This window comes from Actinocorallia libanotica, assembly GCF_039525175.1.
Lineage (GTDB): Bacteria > Actinomycetota > Actinomycetes > Streptosporangiales > Streptosporangiaceae > Actinocorallia > Actinocorallia libanotica.
Genome location: NZ_BAAAHH010000003.1, coordinates 137,533 through 157,405, shown reverse-complemented (window position 1 = coordinate 157,405; position 19,873 = coordinate 137,533). Strand labels below are relative to the sequence as shown.

At 72.8% G+C, this 19,873-nt stretch carries 19 protein-coding genes; 13 read left to right on the top strand and 6 right to left on the bottom strand.

Annotated features, from left to right (window positions below; translation table 11 throughout):
- Positions 1-34 precede the first annotated feature (34 nt).
- From ABD140_RS05965 to ABD140_RS05955, 3 genes are all read right to left on the bottom strand, one after another.
- Positions 35-811, bottom strand: coding sequence for an SDR family oxidoreductase (locus ABD140_RS05965; RefSeq protein ID WP_344237572.1), 777 nt, complete (start codon positions 809-811; stop codon positions 35-37).
- 16 nt (positions 812-827) lie between these two features.
- Positions 828-1,577, bottom strand: coding sequence for an SDR family NAD(P)-dependent oxidoreductase (locus ABD140_RS05960; RefSeq protein ID WP_344237570.1), 750 nt, complete (start codon positions 1,575-1,577; stop codon positions 828-830).
- 64 nt (positions 1,578-1,641) lie between these two features.
- Complete coding sequence (locus tag ABD140_RS05955) at positions 1,642-2,262, bottom strand: TetR/AcrR family transcriptional regulator (protein WP_344237568.1); 621 nt, start codon at positions 2,260-2,262, stop codon at positions 1,642-1,644.
- 150 nt (positions 2,263-2,412) lie between these two features.
- Here ABD140_RS05955 and ABD140_RS05950 point away from each other — a divergent pair, with 150 nt between their 5' ends.
- Positions 2,413-3,954, top strand: coding sequence for an FAD-dependent oxidoreductase (locus ABD140_RS05950; RefSeq protein WP_344237566.1), 1,542 nt, complete (start codon positions 2,413-2,415; stop codon positions 3,952-3,954).
- Positions 3,951-5,123, top strand: coding sequence for an alpha/beta hydrolase family protein (locus ABD140_RS05945; RefSeq protein WP_344237564.1), 1,173 nt, complete (start codon positions 3,951-3,953; stop codon positions 5,121-5,123). The genes ABD140_RS05950 and ABD140_RS05945 overlap by 4 nt, the downstream gene beginning before the upstream one ends.
- Before the next feature lie 109 nt (positions 5,124-5,232).
- On the opposite strand, the gene ABD140_RS05940 is transcribed toward ABD140_RS05945, so the two are convergent.
- Positions 5,233-7,158 (bottom strand): acetate--CoA ligase, encoded by a 1,926-nt coding sequence (locus ABD140_RS05940; RefSeq protein ID WP_344237562.1) that lies wholly within the window; start codon positions 7,156-7,158, stop codon positions 5,233-5,235.
- Between the two features lie 58 nt (positions 7,159-7,216).
- Positions 7,217-8,383, bottom strand: coding sequence for a 3-hydroxy-9,10-secoandrosta-1,3,5(10)-triene-9,17-dione monooxygenase oxygenase subunit (gene hsaA / locus ABD140_RS05935; protein ID WP_344237560.1), 1,167 nt, complete (start codon positions 8,381-8,383; stop codon positions 7,217-7,219).
- Between the two features lie 148 nt (positions 8,384-8,531).
- Between hsaA and ABD140_RS05930 the strand changes: the two genes are divergently transcribed.
- The 5 genes from ABD140_RS05930 to ABD140_RS05910 all read left to right on the top strand — a co-directional run bounded on the left by ABD140_RS05930 (position 8,532) and on the right by ABD140_RS05910 (position 11,899).
- Complete coding sequence (locus ABD140_RS05930) at positions 8,532-9,683, top strand: 3-ketosteroid-9-alpha-monooxygenase, oxygenase component (protein WP_344237558.1); 1,152 nt, start codon at positions 8,532-8,534, stop codon at positions 9,681-9,683.
- The gene (locus ABD140_RS05925) at positions 9,680-9,925 is read left to right on the top strand and encodes a ferredoxin (RefSeq protein WP_344237556.1); all 246 of its coding nucleotides are present in this window, start codon (positions 9,680-9,682) and stop codon (positions 9,923-9,925) included. The genes ABD140_RS05930 and ABD140_RS05925 overlap by 4 nt, the downstream gene beginning before the upstream one ends.
- A complete protein-coding gene (locus ABD140_RS05920; RefSeq protein WP_344237554.1) occupies positions 9,918-10,724 on the top strand; it encodes an SDR family NAD(P)-dependent oxidoreductase in 807 nt (268 codons plus the stop codon). Before ABD140_RS05925 ends, ABD140_RS05920 begins: the two co-directional genes overlap by 8 nt.
- The gene (locus ABD140_RS05915; protein WP_344237552.1) at positions 10,721-11,515 is read left to right on the top strand and encodes an SDR family NAD(P)-dependent oxidoreductase; all 795 of its coding nucleotides are present in this window, start codon (positions 10,721-10,723) and stop codon (positions 11,513-11,515) included. Before ABD140_RS05920 ends, ABD140_RS05915 begins: the two co-directional genes overlap by 4 nt.
- Before the next feature lie 201 nt (positions 11,516-11,716).
- On the top strand, positions 11,717-11,899 hold the full coding sequence (locus ABD140_RS05910; RefSeq protein WP_344237550.1) for a hypothetical protein: 183 nt from the start codon (positions 11,717-11,719) through the stop codon (positions 11,897-11,899).
- A gap of 623 nt (positions 11,900-12,522) precedes the next feature.
- Here ABD140_RS05910 and ABD140_RS05905 read toward each other — a convergent pair.
- Complete coding sequence (locus tag ABD140_RS05905; protein ID WP_344237548.1) at positions 12,523-13,650, bottom strand: TetR family transcriptional regulator; 1,128 nt, start codon at positions 13,648-13,650, stop codon at positions 12,523-12,525.
- Positions 13,651-13,740: 90 nt separating this feature from the next.
- Here ABD140_RS05905 and ABD140_RS05900 point away from each other — a divergent pair, with 90 nt between their 5' ends.
- From ABD140_RS05900 to ABD140_RS05875, 6 genes are all read left to right on the top strand, one after another.
- On the top strand, positions 13,741-14,706 hold the full coding sequence (locus ABD140_RS05900) for an ATP-binding cassette domain-containing protein (protein WP_344237546.1): 966 nt from the start codon (positions 13,741-13,743) through the stop codon (positions 14,704-14,706).
- A complete protein-coding gene (locus ABD140_RS05895; protein ID WP_344237544.1) occupies positions 14,703-15,500 on the top strand; it encodes an ABC transporter permease in 798 nt (265 codons plus the stop codon). Before ABD140_RS05900 ends, ABD140_RS05895 begins: the two co-directional genes overlap by 4 nt.
- Positions 15,497-15,775: a hypothetical protein gene (locus ABD140_RS05890; protein ID WP_344237542.1), complete on the top strand. Its 279-nt coding sequence runs from the start codon at positions 15,497-15,499 to the stop codon at positions 15,773-15,775. The genes ABD140_RS05895 and ABD140_RS05890 overlap by 4 nt, the downstream gene beginning before the upstream one ends.
- Positions 15,772-16,398 carry a transcriptional regulator gene (locus ABD140_RS05885; protein ID WP_344237540.1) on the top strand — a complete coding sequence of 209 codons (627 nt, stop codon included), beginning with the start codon at positions 15,772-15,774 and terminating at the stop codon, positions 16,396-16,398. The genes ABD140_RS05890 and ABD140_RS05885 overlap by 4 nt, the downstream gene beginning before the upstream one ends.
- Positions 16,395-17,801: a PEP/pyruvate-binding domain-containing protein gene (locus tag ABD140_RS05880; protein ID WP_344237538.1), complete on the top strand. Its 1,407-nt coding sequence runs from the start codon at positions 16,395-16,397 to the stop codon at positions 17,799-17,801. The genes ABD140_RS05885 and ABD140_RS05880 overlap by 4 nt, the downstream gene beginning before the upstream one ends.
- A 135-nt stretch (positions 17,802-17,936) precedes the next feature.
- Positions 17,937-19,865, top strand: a complete 1,929-nt coding sequence (locus ABD140_RS05875) for a primary-amine oxidase (RefSeq protein ID WP_344237536.1) — start codon at positions 17,937-17,939, stop codon at positions 19,863-19,865.
- The last annotated feature ends 8 nt before the right edge of the window (positions 19,866-19,873 follow it).

Genomic DNA, 19,873 nt, shown 5'->3' with positions numbered 1-19,873 from the left:
CGCGCGGGAGGGGGCGGCCTCGTCCGTCACCGCGTCAGAAGACCTCGGAGCCGCGCAGCACGGCCTCCGCGCCGCCGTCCACGTAGATGACCTGCCCGGCCATGTGCGAGTTGGCCGGGGAGACCAGCCAGGCCAGCGCCTCGGCGATCACCACGGCGTCGGCGTAGCCGTTCAGCGGCATCGGGACCGCCTCGTCCATCACCTTGCGCATCCGCTCGTCGGCGAAGAGCGGCGCGCTCATCGGGGTGAGGACCACGCCCGGCGCGATCGCGTTCAGCGCGATGCCCTCCCCCGCCCAGGCGGGCGAGACCGCGGACCGGCGCAGCCACTGGGCCAGCGCCGCCTTGGACGAGGGGTAGAGCGTGCGGCCCCGCCCCTTGTCCACCGCCTCGTCGGCCGCCTCGACCGCGGCCCGCTCGTCGCCGTTCAGGCAGGAGCGCAGCACGATCTCGTCCACCGGCTGGGTGCCGGAGATCGAGCCGACCGCCGCCGCCCGGGGCCGCTCGGCCCGCGCCAGCGCCGGCCGCAGGCCCTCCAGCAGGGCGACCGCGCCGAAGTAGTTGACCTTCACCGCCAGCGTCAGCGGCCCGGACAGCCCGGCGCAGGCCACCACCCCGTCCAGGGTGCCGCCCGAACGCTCCAGCACCCCCTCCACCGCGCCGGCGCGGCCCTCCTCGGTGCTCAGGTCCGCGACGACCTCGGCCTCGACGAGATCGATGCCGATCACCTCGTCGCCCCGGGCGCGCAGCAGTTCCGTCAGCGCCTTGCCGATGCCCGACGCCGATCCGCTCACCGCGATGGTGCGTGTCATGTTCCTTGGTCCTTACTCACATGTGGGAACCGCCGTCGACCCGCAGGTCGAGGCCGGTCAGATAGGAGGCGTCGCTGGAGGCGGCGAAGGCGATCACCGAGGCGATCTGCTCCGGGACCGCCGCGCCCAGGGGCGCCCGCACCTTGCTGAAGTACCTGTGGTCCAGTCCCGGGGGCAGCATGTCCGGGCGCCGGGTCAGCGGGGTGTCCGTGGTGCCCGGCGAGACCGGCACCACCCGGATCCCGCGCCCGCTCAGCTCGGCGGCCAGGCTCAGCGAGAACGACAGCACCGCGCCCTTGGACGCCGAGTAGGCGCTCATGTACGGGTTGCCCTGGGTCGCCGACAGCGAGGAGACGTTGACGATCACGCCCGAGCCGTCGGGCAGGTGCCGCTGGGCCTCCCGGCAGAACAGGGCGGTGCCCACCAGGTTGACGGAGAACAGGAAGGTCAGGTCCGCGACGCTCAGCGTGTCGATCGGCGTGGTGCGGTGCGCGCCCGCCACGTTGACCAGGACGTCGATGCCGCCCATCGCCTCGGCGGCCTCGGCCACCGCGGCGACCACCGCGGGCTCGTCGGTGACGTCCACGACCCGGGTCGTGAGGGCGCCCGGCGCGTCCGCGGCCTCGACCGTCCCGGCGAGCCCCTCGGCCGACAGGTCCACCGCGAAGATCGTCGCCCCCTCGGCGGCGAGGCGGACCGCGGTGGCCCTGCCGATCCCCGACGCCGCCCCGGTGAGCAGCACTTTCACACCGTCAAAACGCTTCATGCCCGGAAAGTACCCGGTGTGACCCCGGTCTCCTCCCGCCGTCCCGGTCAACGGAACGCGGCGGTCACTGCGGCTTCGGCGCGTTGGAACGGGGGGCCAGCAGCAGCCGGCAGGCCATCCGGATGTCGTTCTCCACGTCGGACATGGACATGCGCCCGTTCAGGCTGGACTGCAGCACCCCGTACCAGCACTGCATCATCAGCCGGACCAGGGTCACGTCCTGCACGCTGGGCACCTCGATGCCCAGGGACTCCAGCACTATCGCGCTGAACATGCGGTCTATCTTGAGGGCGTCCGCCACCGTCGCCACGTTGGCGGTGTTGGCCGACTGGAGCATCGACGTCGCCAGCACCGGCCGGCGCAGCAGCTCCCGGCTCGCGGCCACCAGGAGGTCGGCCACCACGTCCTCGGGGACGGCGGCGAGCGCGGGCGGGCGGATCTCGTCGCGGAAGCGGTCGACCTGCGCGGCCATCACGGCGGCGAACAGGTGGATCTTGGAGGGGAAGTAGCGGTACAGGGTGCCGATGGCCACCCCGGAGGCCTTGGCGACCTCGTGCATCTGCACGCGCTCCAGCGGCTTCTCCGAGCCGATGCGCACCGCCGTGCGGAGGATGCGCTGCCTGCGGTCGTGCTGCTCGGGCGAGCTGGGCTCGGCAGGCGGCCTCGCGGCTGCGATCCTCGGCACGGCTCCCCCTGTCCACCTCGATGTCTGCCCCACCATCTTGACGCGGGCGCGGCTGCGGGCCCGTCCACGATACCGGTGAGTGGGATGAGGGGTACTCCAGTGTATAAGCGGCTGCTTGCCTGGGGTCCGCACAACGTGAAAGGACATCGCATGGGGATTTCCGGGGCTCCTTGGGACGAGCACGCCGATGTGATCGTGGCCGGATCCGGAGCCGGAGCCATGGCCGGCGCGCTCGCGGCCGCGGCGAACGGCCTGCGGACCGTCGTCCTGGAGAAGACGCCGCTGCTGGGCGGCACGTCCGCCTACTCCGGCGCGGCCATCTGGCTGCCCGGCAGCCAGGTGCAGGAGCGGGACGGGGCGGGCGACTCCACCGAGTCGGCGCGCACCTACCTGAAGGCGCTGCTGGGCGAGGAGAACGCCGAGCACCGCGAGACCTTCCTGGCCACCGCGCCCGAGGTCGTGGCGTTCCTGGAGGACGACCCCGCCATCGAGTTCAAGTACCAGCCGTTCCCCGACTACTTCAACGCCCCCGGCCGGCTCGACATGGGCCGCTCCTTCATCCCGCGCGCCCTGCCCCGGGAGCGGATCGGCGAGCTGGCGGCCCTGGTGCGCCCGCCGGTCGACCGGGACCGGGCCGGACTCGGCCACGACCCCGAGGCGCCGCTCGTCCAGGGCCGCGCGCTGATCGGGCGGCTGCTGCTGGCCCTGACCGCCACCGGCAACGCCGTCGTCCGCACCGGCACCGCGCTGACCGGCCTGGTCGTCGAGGACGGGCGTGTCGTCGGCGTCGAGGCCGAGGGCCCCGACGGGCCGGTGCGGGTGCGCGCCGAGCGAGGCGTGCTGCTGGCCGCGGGCGGCTTCGAGCGCGACGCCGCGACCCGCGAGGCCCACGGCGTCCCCGGCTCCGCGGAGTGGACCATGGCCCCCGCCGGATCCAACACCGGCGGCGCCATCGCCGCCGCGGCGGGGATCGGCGCCGCCACCGGCCTGATGGACCAGGGCTGGTGGTGCCCCGGTACGGCCACCCCCGACGGCGGCGCCGCCTTCACCCTGGGCTTCCGCGGCGGCCTGATCGTCGACGCCGCCGGGAACCGCTTCGCCAACGAGTCGCTGCCGTACGACCAGATGGGCCGCAAGATGGCCGAGGCGCCCGGCCGGGTGCCCGCCCACCTGATCTTCGACTCGCGCTCCGGCGGGCTGCCCGCGATCACCGTGCCCCCCTCCGTGCCCGAGGAGCACCTGGCGGCCGGCACCTGGGTCCAGGCCGACACCCTGGCCGAGCTGGCCGGGAAGCTGGGCCTGCCCGCCGACGCCCTCACCGCGACCGTCGAGCGCTTCAACGCCTTCGCCGAGAAGGGCGTCGACGAGGACTTCCACCGCGGCGAGGACGCCTACGACCGGTTCTTCGCCGCCGGCAAGGGCCCCAACCCCGCCCTCGTCCCCGTCGATCAGGCGCCCTACTACGCCGCCAAGATCGTCCTCAGCGACCTCGGCACCAAGGGCGGCCTGCAGACCGACCCCGACGGCCGCGTCCTGGACACCGGCGGCGCCCCCATCCCCGGCCTGTACGCCTCGGGCAACAGCAGCGCCTCCTTCACCGGCCCCTACTACCCGGGTCCCGGCATCCCCATCGGCACCGCCATGGTGTTCGCCTACCGCGCCGTCCAGCACATGCAGGGAGAGGGCAGATGAGAACCTTCAACACACGCGCCGCAGCCCTGGCCGCGGCGGCCGCCACCGCCGTCGCCGTACTCTCCCCCGCTCCGGCCGCGGCGGACGTCCCGCCGGGCCAGCGCGGGCGGGTCGTCGACGCCAAGGCGCTCGCCGGGACGGCGGCGCTGCCCAGCGCGTCGGCCAACCGGCTGGTCTCCTACACCTCCCAGGGCGTGAACGGCAGGCGGATCACCGTCTCCGGAACCGTCTCCCTGCCCCAGGGCGCGCCCCCGCGCGGCGGCTGGCCGGTGATCAGCTGGGCGCACGGCACGACCGGCACCGCCGACGTGTGCGCGCCCTCCGCCTCGGTCCCCGGCGGGCCCGTCGACGACTACGTCTCGATCACCTCCGCCTACCTGGACAGGTGGGTGGCGCGGGGCTACGCCGTCGTCCAGACCGACTACGAGGGCCTGGGCACCGAGGGCGGCCACCCGTACATGAACGGGGAGAGCGCCGCGAACACCGTCGTGGACCTCGTGCACGCCGCCCGCAGGCTCGACCACCGGATCGGGCGCGACTGGTTCGCGGTCGGCCACAGCCAGGGCGGCCAGGCCGCCCTGGCCACCGCCGCGGCCCGCCAGCGGACCGGGCAGCTGAACCTGAAGGGCGCGGTGGCGGCGGCGCCCGGGGGCTACGACCTCCACCTGACCGTCGACTACATCCGGCAGCAGCTGCCCGGCGCCCAGTACGCGCTGGCGTTCCTGCCGACCCTCATCACCGGGGCCGAGGCGGCCGACCCCTCGATCGTGCCCGAGGAGCTGCTGACCGACGAGGCGATCGCCACGCTGCTGAAGGCCGGCCGCACCGAGTGCACCGCCCGGCACCGCGAGATCGCCCTGACCTTCCCGCTGGACAAGGTCTTCCGCCCCGGCGCCGACCTCGCCCCCCTGACGGCCTACCTGCGCTCCCAGGACCCCGTCGACTTCGACCTCCGGGTGCCCACCCAGGTCGTGCAGGGCACCGCGGACGTGCTGGTCTCCAAGGCCACCACCGACCTGCTGGTGGACGCCCTGCGCGACGGCGGCGAGATCGATTACAAGGTCTACCAGGGGGTCGACCACCGCGGCGTCCTGGACTCCTCTTTCGAGGACTCCTTCACGTTCGTCGAGAAGCTGCGCGGGGACCGCCACCCGGGCGGCACTCGCTGATCCCCGTCCCGGAGGCCTCCGCCTCCGGGGCGACCGCTATGAGGCCCCGTACCCGCCCGGGTACGGGGCCTCGCCCTTCCCTCCAGGACGCGCCGCCCGGCGGCCCGCCTCAGGGATGCGGCTCGGTCCGGCGCAGGAGGGGCTTCAGGGACTCCAGGACGGCCGGGTCCTCGATCGTGGGCGGTGGCTGCTCGTCGCGGCCCGCGGCCAGGGCGCGCATCGTCTTGCGGAGGATCTTGCCGGAGCGGGTCTTGGGCAGGGCGGGGACGACGGTGACGTCGCGGACGGCCGCGACGGGGCCGACGTCGCGGCGGACCGCGGCGACGAGCTCGGCGCCCAGGTCCGCCGCGTCGGCGTCCGCGCCCGACTTCAGGACCACGAGGCCGTGCGGGACCTGGCCCTTGACCGGGTCGGGGACGCCGATCACCGCGCACTCGGCGACCGCGGGGTGCGAGGCGAGCGCCGCCTCGATCGCGCCGGTCGACAGGCGGTGGCCCGCCACGTTGATGACGTCGTCGACGCGGCCCATGACGCTGAGGTAGCCGTCCTCGTCGAAGCTGCCGGAGTCTCCGGTGGTGTAGAAGCCCTCGTGGCGGCTGAGGTAGGACTCGACGAAGCGCTCGTCGTCGCCCCACAGGGTGGCCAGGGCGCCGGGCGGCAGGGGGAGGCGGATGACGATCTCGCCCTCCTGGCCGGCGGGGAGCTCTTCGCCCTCGGAATCGACGATCCGCACGTCCCAGCCGGGCATCGGGACCGTGGCCGAGCCCGGTTTGACCGGCATCGGCTCCAGGCCGCGCGGGTTGGCGGCGATCGCCCAGCCCGTCTCGGTCTGCCACCAGTGGTCGATCACCGGGACGCCCAGCATGTCGGAGGCCCACTGGTAGGTCTCCGGGTCCAGGCGCTCGCCCGCCATGAACAGCCCCGTCAGGGAGCCGAGGTCGTACTTCGCGAGCTCGGCGCCCCGGGGGTCCACCTTCTTGATCACGCGCAGGGCGGTGGGCGCGGCGAAGAGCCTGCGCACCCCGTACTCGGAGACCACCCGCCAGAACGCGCCCGCGTCCGGGGTGCCGATGGGCTTGCCCTCGTAGACCACGGTGGTCGCGCCCACCAGCAGCGGCGCGTAGACGATGTAGCTGTGGCCGACGACCCAGCCGACGTCGGAGGCCGTCCACCAGACGTCGCCCTCGCGCACGTCGTAGACCGCGCCCATCGACCAGGCCAGCGCCACCGCGTGGTCGCCCGCCGTGCGCAGCACGCCCTTGGGCTTCCCTGTCGTGCCGGAGGTGTAGAGGATGTAGAGCGGGTCGGTGGAGGCGACGGGCACCGGGTCGGCGGGCGCGGCGCCGGGGACGACGTCCTGCCAGTCGTACTCGCCGTGCCGCAGCTCGGCGCGCGCCTGGTCGCGCTGGAGGACGACCACGTGGTCGGGCCGGTGGGAGCTCAGCTCCAGCGCCTCGTCGAGGATCGGCTTGTAGCGTACGACCCGGCCGGGCTCCAGCCCGCAGGAGGCGGCGACGACCACCTTGGGGCGGGCGTCGTCGATGCGCACCGCCAGCTCCTTGGCGGCGAACCCGCCGAAGACCACCGAGTGCACCGCGCCGATCCGGGAGCAGGCCAGCATGGTGATGACGGCCTCGGGGACCATCGGCATGGAGACGACCACCCGGTCCCCCTTGCCCACGCCCAGCGAGGCCAGCGCCCCGGCCGCCCGGGCCACCTCGTCGCGCAGCTCGCGGTAGGTGTAGCGGCGCCGGGCGGGGACCATCGCCGAGTCCCAGATCAGCGCGTCACGGTCGCCGTGGCCGCGTTCGACGTGCCGGTCGAGCGCGTTGTAGGAGGTGTTCAGCTCGCCGTCGGGAAACCAGCGGTAGAACGGCGCGCCCGAGTCGTCCAGCGCCCTGGTGGGAAAGGAACTCCAGTCGATCAGACGAGCCGCGTCCAGCCAGAACCGCTCCGGATCGCCCAGGCTCAGCCGGTATGCCTCCGAGTACGCTCCCACCCTCACACCCTCCCGCTCCGTGTGGATCTCCCTCACACCATACGCGCGGGCGCGCGGGGGCCCGCCGCCGTCTTCGAGCGGGGGAAGGGCGGGCTCAGACGAGGTTGTCCTCGATGGTCAGCCCGAACTCCCCGCGGCCGTACATCGCCAGGGCGCGCTCGGGGTCGTTGGCCACATGGCTGCGGCCGGCGTGGGCGTCGCGCCAGGCCCGCTCGATGAGGTTGCCGCGCCGCAGGGAGTTGCCGCCCGCGGTCTTGAACAACAGGTCGACCGCCTCGACCGCACGCTCGGTGCCGCGCACCTGGTCGCGGCGCGCGCGCAGCCGCAGCTCCATCGGGATCTGCTCGCCGCGCACCGTGTGCCCGCGCATCTCCTGCAGGTTGCGCTCGATCTGCAGGACCGCCGCGTCGACCTCCGAGGCGGCGCGGCCCACCGCGACCTGGGCGAACTGGTCGTCCACGAACCGCCCGCCGCCCAGGCTGAGCCGGATGCGGTCGCGCATCGAGGCCACGTAGAAGTCGTAGCAGCCGGCCACCATGCCGATCACCGCGGACGCGACGGTGGTGGTGAAGACCGTCCCGAACGGGATCCTGTACAGCGCCCCGGTGTTGACCTTGAGGCCGGGGGCGCGCAGCTGCGCCTGGTCGTAGTTGCGCACCACCCGGTGCGAGGGCACGAACGCGCGGTCCACCACGATGTCGTCGCTGGCGGTGCCGCGCAGGCCGGTGGTGTCCCAGACCCGGTCGATCCCGTAGTCGCTCTTGGGCACCAGCACCGTGAGGAAGTCCACGGGCTTGCCCTGCGCCCCCACGACCAGGCCGCCCAGCAGCATCCAGGAGGCGAACTCGCATCCGGAGGCGAACCCCCAGCGGCCGGACAGCTCGTAGCCGCCCTCCACCGGGGTCAGCCGCCCGATCGGCGCGTAGGAGGAGGCGAGCAGCACGTCCGGGCTCCTGCCCCACACCTCGTCCTGCACCTCGTCGGGGAAGAGCGCCAGATGCCAGGAGTGCACGCCGAGCACGCCCGCCACCCAGCCGGTGGACCCGCAGGTTCCGGAGATCTCCCGGACCGCCCGGTAGAAGTCGATCAGATCGCCCTCCGCGCCGCCGTACCGGGCGGGCAGCAGCATGCGAAAGACCCCGGCCTCGGTCAGCTCGCGAATGGACGCGGCGGGGATCCGCCCCTTGTCGTCCACGGTCCTGGCCCGTTCGGCGAGTTTCGGCAGCAGTCCGCGCACCGCCTGCAGGACCTCGTCACTCATGGCCCTCCTCCTCATTGGCTCGGGTCACCTCAGCAGCAGACCACGGTGCCCGGAGGGCCCTGGCAAGGCGTCCCGGCCAATGAGACTCGCCGATTCCGGGTCATGACCTGCGAATAGCGTTCTGTCCATCAGAAACGCCCCTGAAGGGATGATCATCGTGGCTGCAGCTGACACCGATGCTATCCGCGCCATCGAAGCGGAGGCGGTGGGCAACCGGTTCGCCCGAGGCTGGCACTGCCTGGGCCTGGCCGAGACTTTCAAGGACGGCAAGCCGCACACCATCAACGCCTTCGGCCAGAAGCTGGTGGTCTTCCAGGGCGAGGACGGCAAGGTCAACGTTCTTGACGCCTACTGCCGGCACATGGGCGGCGACCTGTCCCAGGGCACGGTCAAGGGCAACACGATCGCCTGTCCGTTCCACGACTGGCGCTGGGGCGGCGACGGCCGCTGCAAGCAGATCCCCTACTCCCGCCGTGTGCCGCTGCGCGCCCGCACCGCCTCCTGGCCGACGCTGGAGCAGGACCACCTGCTGTTCGTCTGGAACGACCCCGAGGGCAAGCAGCCCCCGGCGGACGTGACGATCCCGCGCATCGAGGGCGCCACCAGCGACAACTGGACCGACTGGCGCTGGACCACGACGATCGTCAACACGAACTGCCGTGAAGTGATCGACAACGTGGTCGACATGGCCCACTTCTTCTACATCCACAACTCGTTCCCGACGTACTTCAAGAACATCTTCGAGGGTCAGACCGCCTCCCAGGTGATGAAGGGCAAGACCCGCCCCGACGTGGCGCGCCCCGACGCCGAGGGCAACAAGATGATCGGCAACACCTCGGTGGCGACCTACCACGGCCCGTCCTTCATGATCGACGAGCTGACGTACCACTACGAGGGCTTCGACCTGCACTCGGTGCTGATCAACTCGCACTACCCGATCGACGAGAACTCCTTCGTCCTGCACTCGGGCATCATCGCCAAGCACGGCGAGAACCTCCCCCGGGAGGCCGCGGAGATCATGGCGGGCAAGCTCTCGACCTTCATCCTCAAGGGCTTCGACCAGGACATCCAGATCTGGAAGAACAAGACCCGCATCGACAACCCGCTGCTGTGCGAGGAGGACGGCCCCGTCTACCAGCTGCGCCGCTGGTACGAGCAGTTCTACACCGACGCCGCGGACGTCACCCCGGAGATGACCGACCGCTTCGAGTTCGAGATCGACACCACCCGCCCGGTCGAGTCCTGGTCCCGGGAGTGCGAGGAGAACCTCGCCCGCGCCGCCGCCGAAGGGCAGTCATGACCGCCGTCCGCCCCGACAACCGGCTGGCCGACGCGCCCATGCAGGCGCTGCGCTGCCGTCGGTGCGACGGGCCGGTGCTGGTGCGCAAGTCCAGCTGGGAGCAGACCTCCATCCAGTGGAGCGAGCAGGCCATGGACGACTGTCCCAACCTGCGCACCGACCGGTACGAGACCTGCCCCGACCTGCGCGCGACGATCCAGCAGGCGACCCTGGACGGCGCCGTGAAGGTCGTCGATGAGTGATGGAGCGCTGGCCGGACGCACGGCCATCGTGACCGGTGCGGGCGACGGCATCGGAAAGGGCGTCGCCCGCCGCTTCGCCGCCGAGGGGGCCAAGGTCCTGGTGGCGGAGCTGAACGCCGAGACCGGCGCGCGGGTCGCCCGTGAGCTGGAGGAGGAGTTCGGGGCGCAGGCGCTCTTCCTGCCCACGGACGTCACCGACAAGTCCCAGGTCCAGGCCATGGTCGCCACCGCGGTCGAGGCCTGGGGCTCGGTGGACGTCCTGGTGAACAACGCCTGGGGCTCCCTGGGCGTCCCCAGCCGGGTGGAGACCAAGACCGACGAGAACCTCCAGCGCGGCTTCGCCATGGGCTACTACGGCCCGCTGTGGGCGATGCAGGCGGCCTTCCCGCACATGAAGGAGCGCGGCTGGGGCCGCGTCGTCAACATGTGCTCGCTGAACGGCGTCAACGCCCACGTCGGAACCCTGGAGTACAACTCGGCGAAGGAAGCTCTGCGGGCCCTCACCCGTACGGCCGCCCGCGAGTGGGCGCCGACCGGTGTCGTCGTCAACGCGGTGTGCCCGGGAGCCAAGAGCGCCGCCTTCGAGCGCGTGGCCTCGACCAACCCGGAGATCGCCGCGGCCGCCGACAGCGCCAACCCCATGGGTCGGCTCGGGGATCCCGAAACCGACATCGCCCCCGTAGTGGTCTTCCTCGCCAGCGACGGAGCCCGCTACCTGACCGGAAACACCCTGTTCGTGGACGGCGGCTCGCACATCAACGGCGTCGCCTGGACCCCGAACCTGGACGGAGAACAATGATCGACAGCGACAAGTACGGGCCCTGGGCCGTGATCGCCGGCGGTTCCGAGGGCGTCGGATCCGCCTTCGCCCACCGCCTGGCCGACGCGGGCATCAACCTGGTGCTCATCGCCCGCAAGCCCGGCCCGCTGGAGGAGACCGCCGAGCAGGTCCGCGCCAAGGGCGTCGAGGTGCGCACCCTGCAGCTCGACCTGGTCGCTCCCGAGCCGCTGAAGGCGGTCCGCGAGGTCACCGACGGCCTCGAGGTCGGCCTGCTGATCTTCAACGCGGGCGCCAACACCTACGGGCACGAGTTCGTCACCGGCGACCTGGACCGCTTCCAGGGCGTCATCGACCTCAACATCACCGCGCAGCTGGCCCTGACCCACCACTTCGGCGCGCTGATGAAGGAGCGCGGCCGCGGCGGCATCATCCTGGTCGGCTCGATGGCCGGCTACATGGGCCAGGCCCAGATCAGCATCTACTCCGCCGTCAAGTCCTTCGGCCGCGTCTTCGCCGAGGGCCTGTGGCTGGAGATGCGCGAGCACGGCGTCGACGTCCTCGAGCTGATCCTCGGCGTCACCCGCACCCCCGCGATGGCCCGCGCCGGCCTCAAGATGGACATCCCGGGCATGAAGGTCGCCGAGCCGGACGACGTCGCCCGCGAGGGCCTGGAGCACCTCACCGAGGGGCCCATCTGGGTCGCCGGCGGCAACTACGAGGACGTCCAGAAGCGCGCGGGCTTCCCCCGCTCGGTCCTCGTCGCCAAGGCCCACGCCGCGATGAAGCGCATGCTCCCCCCGGCGAGCTGACGCTCCCGCGACGAAGAAGGAGGGCGGCCCCGTGCCGCCCTCCTTTCTCGTATGCCCTCTCCGCCCGTCAGGCTCCGCGTCCGGAGCGCCGTTCGGCCGCGGCGTCGAGGAGGGCGCCCACGGTGCGCCGGGGCCCTCGGCGGGGAGGGGCGCCGCCTGGAAGCGGTTCAGGAGTTCCAGGCGGACCCGGGCGGCCTCGTCGTGGACGACGCGCAGCAGCAGAGCGTTCTTCTCTGCCTCGGGGAGCGAGCCGATCCGGTCGGGCCAGCGCCGGTCGTCGTCCGCGGCGGACGGCAGGGGCGGGCTCTGCGCGGCGGCCACGGCCAGCAGGTCGGGGTCGAGCCGCAGGACCTCGGCCAGCGTGCGCTGCGGCTCGGTCAGTGAGCCCAGCCCCGCCGGGACCGGCGGCTCGCACCGGGCCTCGTGCTCCTCGTCGAAGGCGTCCTCGTCGCGCTCCCAGGTTCCGTAGGCGGCCAGCCAGGCCAGGTACAGCGGCCGGAGGTCGCCTCCGGCCAGCTCGGCCCGGACCTCGGCGAGCGTCTCCAGCAGTTCCCCGACCTGCTCCGGCCAGTCGCCGTCCTCTTCCTCCTCGCTGGTCAGCTCCACGATGACGTGCTCTCCGCGGACCCACGCCGCCACGTATCCCTCGACCAGGAACCCGCCCAGGGCCTCGGAGGGGAGCAGCCCCTTCGGCAGGCGCAGCATCACCTGGCGGGTGCCCCAGTCCGCCAGGTACAGGTGGGCGTCGTAGTAACGCTCCACCAGCTGCGCGGGATCCCCCTTGAAGTCACTCCGTTCGTCCTCGTCGACGAACCCCGTCGCGGTGATCCGCGCCCGGGTGGACAGCTCCCGCGCCTCGGCCTGCTCCACCGCGCTCAGCGGGCGGTCCACCGCGAGAAACTCGTAGTACTGGTACTCCCCCAAAGTGGGCCCTCTCTACGAAACACAACAGACCACCTTTGTACCGCCGCGGGCGGGCTCCAGGGCGTCATTGACCGGCGCGCGGCTCAACGGCCCGCAGGACCGCCGCCCGCCTGCTCGGCCGGTGCGGGTGAAGGACGCCGCTCGCCGGACCTCGCCGCGGCGTGGCCGGAGCGGCGGCCGTCCGCGCGCGCCACGACCAGGCCGTCGCGGACGCGGACCGCCGCCTCGGTGAGGTCGTCGGCCGCCGCCAGGCCGAGGGCGGCGGGGACCTCCGCGCCGTCGTCCACCACGACGCGCGGCCACGGGAGGTCGTCGGCCGCGAACACCCGGCGCAGGCAGCCGACGAGGTCGGCGATCCGCAGCCTGGCCAGCCTTCCGGTCTCGGCGGGGTCGCCCGTCACGACGGCGAACGTCACCGCGTCCCCGGAACGCGCCGAGTGCACCGCCTCCTGGGCCGCGGAAAGACGTCCGACGCCCAGCACGACGACCACTCCGTCGTCTCCGAGGTCGACCGGGCGGCCGGTGATCTCGTCGTGGAGGCCGCGCGGCGGCGTCCACCGGTCCGCCGCGGGCCGGGCGGGGTCGACGAAGGGCAGATGCGCCGGGTCGGCGCCGTCGGTGAGGGTGATGCCGGCGAGGTGTTCGGCGGCGCGGGCCAGATCGAACGGGTCTCCGGCGCCGGGCGCGCTCTCGGCGAGGTGGGCCGCGCCGTGCAGGAGGGTCTGCGCGAGGCCCGCCAGCCGGACGGTCCGCGGCCGCGGCGCGCGGCGCGGTTCGAGCGCCAGCGCGAGCAGCAGCGCCTCGAACCTGACGAGTTCGGCCAGTGCCGTCCGCGCCTCCTCGGTGTCGAGGACTCCGGTCAGCGAGCGCAGCCGGAGATGTCCTTTCCCGGGAGTCTCGCCCACGAGCGGCAGCCGTTCGAGCCAGACCCGGGCGAACGCGCCGAGCGCCGCGGCGACGGAGCCGGGCGACGCCTCGGGGGGCTGCGCGGAGGCGCGGGCCTGCTCGGCGGCGTCGGTGAGCACCGCGAGGTAGAGCGCGCGCTTGCCGGTGAAGTTGGAGTAGACCGCGCCCCTGGTCAGGTCGGCCCGCTCGGCGATCCGGTCGACCTTGGCGTCGGCGTAGCCGTGCTCGGCGAACTCGCGCCGCGCCGCGAGCAGCACCGCCGCCCGGGTCCGCTCCTGCTGTTCGGCACGGGTCAGCCTCGCCATCGTTCTCCCCTTCCGCTCCGCCCGTGTCATGATACAAACAACATCCAGATGTTGACGTCATCCGAAAACAGTGACCATCGGAGTTGGAACATGACCGACCACGGCCTGGAGATGGACGCGGTGCGCCGGAGCTTCGGCCGGACGACGGCGCTGGACGGGGTGAGCCTGTCCGTCGCCCGGGGACGGGTCCTCGGACTGCTCGGCCCGAACGGCGCGGGCAAGACCACCCTCGTGCGCGTCCTGGCCACCCTCCTGCGCCCCGACTCGGGCACGGCGCGCGTCGCCGGGCTCGACGTCCGGCGCGACCGGGCCGAGGTGCGCCGGCGCATCGCCCTGTCCGGCCAGCACACGAGCGTGGACGACGAGCTCTCCGGCCGCGCCAACCTCGTCATGATCGGCGGGCTGCTCGACCTCGGCCGCGCCGGCGCCCTCCGGCGGGCCGGCGAGCTGCTGTCCCGGTTCGGGCTCGAAGAGGCGGCGGACCGGCCCGCCGCCACCTACTCGGGCGGGATGCGGCGCCGCCTCGACCTCGCCGCCGCCCTCGTCGGCGAACCCGAGGTGCTCTTCCTCGACGAGCCGTCGACCGGTCTCGACCCCGCCAAGCGCGACGAGCTGTGGCAGATCATCCGCAAGCTCGCCCGGGACGGCGTCACGGTCCTGCTCACGACCCAGTACCTCGAAGAGGCCGACGCCCTCGCCGACGAGATCGCCGTCCTCGACCACGGACGGGTGATCGCGTCCGGCACGCCCGCCGACCTCAAGCACCGGGTCGGCGGGCACACGGTCGTCCTGCGGCCCGCCGACACCGGCGACAGCGGCGCCTTCGAACGCGCGGCGGCGATCCTCGCCCAGGTCACCGGACAGGACCCCGACCGGACCCGCCGCCACGAGCTCGTCGCGCCCGTCACCGGGGACACCGCGTTCTTCGAGATCGTCGGCCGCCTCCACGCGCAAGGCGTCGCCGTCGGCGAGCTCGCGTTCCGCCTGCCCAGCCTCGACGAGGTCTTCCTCTCCCTGACCGGAGCCCCCACCCGCGACGCCAAGGAGGCGGCATGACCACGATCCACCCCCGCACGGCGCGGCCCCGGCCGTTCGCCGTCCTGCGGCACAGCGGCATCCTCGCCCGGCGCAGCCTCGCCAAGTCCGCCCGCAATCCGGGCCCGATCGTGAACGGCGTCCTCACCCCCGCGCTGTTCATGGTCCTGTTCCTCTACCTGTTCGGCCGCCCCGTCGCGGGCTCCACCGCCGAGTACCTCCGGTACCTCTTCCCCGGGATCCTCGTCATGGGCGCGGGACTGGCCGGGATGATCTCCACCGGGGCGGCGATCAACCTCGACCTGAAGAACGGCGTCACCGACCGGTTCCGCAGTCTGCCGATCAGCCGTACCGCGCCGCTGCTGGGCTCGGTGCTGGCCGACATCCTCCGGTACGCGATAGCGGTGGCCGTCCTGTTCGGCCTCGGGGCGCTCCTCGGGTTCCGCCCGCAGGGAGGAGCCCTCGCCGCGCTGGGCGCGGCCGGGCTCGCCGTCCTGTTCGGGTTCTGCCTCAGCTGGGTCACGGTCTTCCTCGGCGTGCTCGTCCGGAGCGCCGAAGCCGTGCTGGCGTTCGGCTTCCTCGCCTTCCTGCCGCTGCAGCTCGGCAGCAGCCTCGCCGCGCCGACCGACACCATGCCCGGATGGCTGCGGGCCTGGGCCGACGTCAACCCCGTCACCCACGTCATGGACGCCTGCCGCGCACTGCTCAACGGCACACCCGACGACGGGAGCACCAGCCTCGCCCTCCTGTGGTCGGGCCTCCTGTTCGCCGTCTTCTGCCCCCTGGCCGTCCGCGCCTACGGCCGCCAGGAGTGACGGCGCCGCTCGTCCCGGGACAGCCGTCCCTCGGACGGCTGATCTCCCGCGTCACCGCGTGGAGCCCGTCCGGGACCGCCCGTCTGGCCGTGGCGAGCGCGCTCGCCGACGCGCTGGACGACACCGCTGATGCGCTCGTCGAGCACTTCGTCGGGAACGCGCGCTGCGCGGGTGCGTCCTGGAGCACGATCGCGGCGGTCCTCGGCGTCTCCAAACAGGCGGCTCACCAGAGATTCGCCTCACGACCGACCCCTTCCGAAGGGAACAGAACTTGAACCGGCCACGAACCCCTCAGACGGACCCGCGCCTGCTGGTCCTGCACGCGCTGCGCTGCGCGGGCGCGTGCGGGCTCGCACGCCTCCGCGCGGTGACGGGCCTGGACGCGGCCCGGCTCGACTTCGTCCTCATCGACCACACGGTGGACGGGCTCACCGCCCGGGTGTCCGACGACCCGCCCTGCTGGCGACTCACCGACGCCGGGCGCGCCGAGCACGCCCGGCTGATCGCCGACGAGCTCGCGGCGGCCGGGGCACGCGCGTCCGTGGAGGCCGCTTTCGACAGGTTCCTGGTGCTCAATCCGGAGCTCCTCGACCTCTGCACGGCCTGGCAGCTGCGCACCGTCGACGGCGCCATGGTCGCCAACGACCACGGCGACGCCGCCTACGACGCGCGCGTCCTCGACCGGTTCGCCGACCTCGACCGGCGCGCCGCGGCCGTCTGCGCCGAACTGGACGAGGTGCTGCCCCGCTTCGGCCGCTACCGCGTCCGGCTCGCCGAAGCCCTCGACCGCGCCTCCTCGGGCGCGCTGGAGTACGTGACCGACAGCACCACGTCGTATCACACGGTGTGGGCCGAGTGGCACGAAGACCTTCTCCTCACCCTCGGGAGGAGCCGGTGAGGTGGATTCGCGCGCTCTCCTCCCAGGTCGAGGAGAGCGCCGAGAACCTGGGCGGCAAGGCGCTCGGCCTCGTCCTTCTGCGCCGCCTCGGGCTGCGGGTGCCGGACGGCTTCGTCGTCACCGCGGAGGCGTGCCGCTTCTTCCTCCGGGAGGGGCGGCTCCCCGAGGGTCTCCGCGACGAGCTCGCAGCGGCCGTCGCCGACCTCGAACACCGCACCGGCCGCGTCTTCGGCGCGCAGGAGAGGCCCTTGGCGGTCTCGGTCCGCTCCGGCGCGCCCGTGTCGATGCCCGGCATGCTCACCACGATCCTCAATCTCGGCCTCACTTCCGAGGCCGAGGACGAGGACGAGGCCGCCGCGCCCGACGACCTTGCCTCCGCCGCACGGTCGCGCCTCCATCCGCTCGTACGCGCCGTCGAGGCGGTGTTCGCGTCGTGGGACGTGCCACGCGCCCGGACTTACCGCGTGTTGAACGACATCTCGGACGACGTCGGCACCGCCGTGATCGTGCAGGCGATGGTGTTCGGGGACAGGGACGAGCACAGCGGCACCGGTGTCGCGTTCAGCCGCGACCCCAACACCGGGGAGAACGTGCCGTTCGGCGAGGTCCTGTTCGAACGGCAGGGGACGGACGTCGTCTCCGGCGGGGCGACGACCCTGCCGCTGCGCGAGCTCGCCGGGCGGGAGCCTGCCGTGTGGGCGGAACTGTGCGACGCGCTGCGCCGGATCGAACGGCACTACCGCGACGCCTGCTACGTCGAGTTCACCTATGAGGCAGGAGAGCTGTGGTTCCTCCAGCTCCGGCCGGGCCGGTTCGGCGGGGCGGCAGCCGTCCGCCTGGCCGTCGAACTCGTCGACGAGGGGGTCATCGGGCGGCGTGAAGCGCTGCGGAGGGTGTCTCCGCAGCATCTCCGCCACGCCCGTACGCCGCGCCTGGACCCGGCGGAGGCCGAGATCCTCGCCCGGGGCATCGGTGCGTGTCCCGGCGTCGCGACCGGACGGGTCGCGACCAGTTCGGACGAGGCGGCGCGCATGGCGGCGGCGGGCGTTGCGGTCGTCCTGGTGCGCCCGGAGACCTCCCCCGACGACATGCGCGGCATCGCCGTCGCCGCTGGGATCGTCACCGCGCGCGGCGGACCGGCCAGCCATGCCGCCGTCGTCGCCCGGTCCATGGGCAAGCCCGCCGTCGTAGGCGTCGGCGGCCTAGCCTTCGACGCCGCGAACGGCTCCGCGACGATCGCCGACCGCCTCCTTTCCCCCGACACCCTCCTCACCATCGACGGAACCGGCGGCGACATCGCCGCGGGCAGCCCCCGGGTCCTCCTCGACCCCGCCGGCACCCACCTCCGGCGCTTCCTCGCCTGGTCCGACGAGATCTCCTCCGACGCGCCGCCACCGCCCTGACCGGCCGTTTCGCGCGGCGCGGACCGTGCGGCGCCGAAGGCGAGAGCCGGGGATACATCGCTGTGTCTTACTGCGGCGTGAGATGTCGTCGACGCCCTTTGGTTCCTACCGTGAGAGAAACCAGAGGAGATGCCCATGGCCATCCACCCGCTGTCCTCTCTCACCGGTGATGAGATCACCGATATTCGCCGGATTCTCACCGACGCCGGACTCGTCCGTGACACGACGCGGTTCGTCTACGTCGGGCTCGACGAGCCGACCAAGGCCGAACTGCGCCGCCGCGAAGCGGGCGAGCCGATCCCCCGGCGAGCGCGCGTCATGCTCCACGACGTCGCCGGGGTCGCGCCGAAGGACGTGCGGGTGGACGTCGGCGCCTCGGCCGTCCTCAAGGCGTACGACCTGGACGGGGCCGTCGACGGCCAGCTTCCCGTCCTGGACGAGGAGTTCCAGCTGATCGAGCAGGTCCTCGCGGGCGACGCGCGGTGGCTGGCGGCCCTGGAGGCGCGCGGCCTCGACGTCGCCGACGTGCGGGTCGCGCCCCTGTCGGCGGGGGTCTTCGAGTACGCGGAGGAGGCGGGCAGGCGGATCCTGCGCGGGCTCGCCTTCCGCCAGGACCACGCGGCCGACCACGCCTGGGCGCACCCGATCGACGGGCTCGTCGGCTACGTCGACGCGGTGTCCCGCACCGTCACCGAGGTGATCGACACCGGGGCCGTCCCCATCCCCGCGGGTTCGGGGAACTTCGACGACCCCGCCGTGCGCGGCGAGTACCGCACCTCGCAGAAGCCGATCCTCATCACCCAGCCGGAGGGGCCCTCCTTCACCCTCGACGGCGACCTGCTGACCTGGGAGAACTTCTCCGTGCGCGTCGGCTTCGACGCCCGGGAGGGCCTGGTGCTGCACCAGATCTCCTTCCGCGACCGCGACCAGGGCGGACGGGAGCGGCCCATCGTCCACCGGGCGTCCATCTGCGAGATGGTCGTGCCGTACGGGGACCCCTCGCCCATCCGGTCATGGCAGAACTACTTCGACACCGGCGAGTACCTCGTCGGCCGCTACGCCAACACCCTGGAGCTCGGCTGCGACTGCCTGGGCGAGATCACCTACCTGGACGCCGTCATCGCCGACGAGTTCGGTGCTCCCCGCACGCTCGCCAACGCCGTCTGCATCCACGAGGAGGACCACGGGATCCTCTACAAGCACACCGACGTCTGGGCGGGTTCGTCGATCGTCCGGCGCCAGCGCAGGCTCGTCCTGTCGTTCTTCACCACCGTCGGCAACTACGACTACGGCTTCTACTGGTACCTCTACCTCGACGGCACCATCGCGTTCGAGGCCAAGGCCACCGGCATCGTGTTCACCTCCGCGCATCCCGGAGGCGACCACCCGTACGCGTCGGAGATCGCGCCGGGACTGGGCGCCCCCTACCACCAGCACCTGTTCAGCGCCCGTCTGGACATGACGGTGGACGGCGACGCCAACCGCGTCGAGGAGGTGGACTTCCGCAGGGTGCCCGTCAGCGAGGGCAACCCGCGCGGCAACGCCTTCACCACCTCCACCACGCCGCTGCGCACCGAATCCGAGGGCCACCGGCTCGCCGACGCCTCCGTCGGCCGCACCTGGCACATCGTCAACACCGAGAAGCGCAACGCGCTCGGCCGTCCCCTCTCCTACGTCCTGCACCCCGAAGGGCAGCCGCCGCTGCTGGCGGCCGACGGCTCCTCCATCCGGCGCCGCGCCGGCTTCGCCGCCGAACACCTGTGGGTGACCCGCTACGACCCGGCCGAACGCTACGCCGCCGGGGACTTCGTCAACCAGCACCCCGGCGGCGCCGGGCTGCCGTCCTACGTCGCCGCCGACCGCGACATCGACGGCCAGGACATCGTCGTGTGGCACACCTTCGGCCTCAGCCATGTGCCGCGTCCCGAGGACTGGCCGATCATGCCGGTCGACCACACCGGCTTCACGCTCAAGCCCGTCGGCTTCTTCGACCGCAACCCCACCCTGGACGTCCCGCCGAGCGGGGGCGGGCACTGCGCCGCCGAGGAGGACCACTGCGGCTGAGCCCCCCC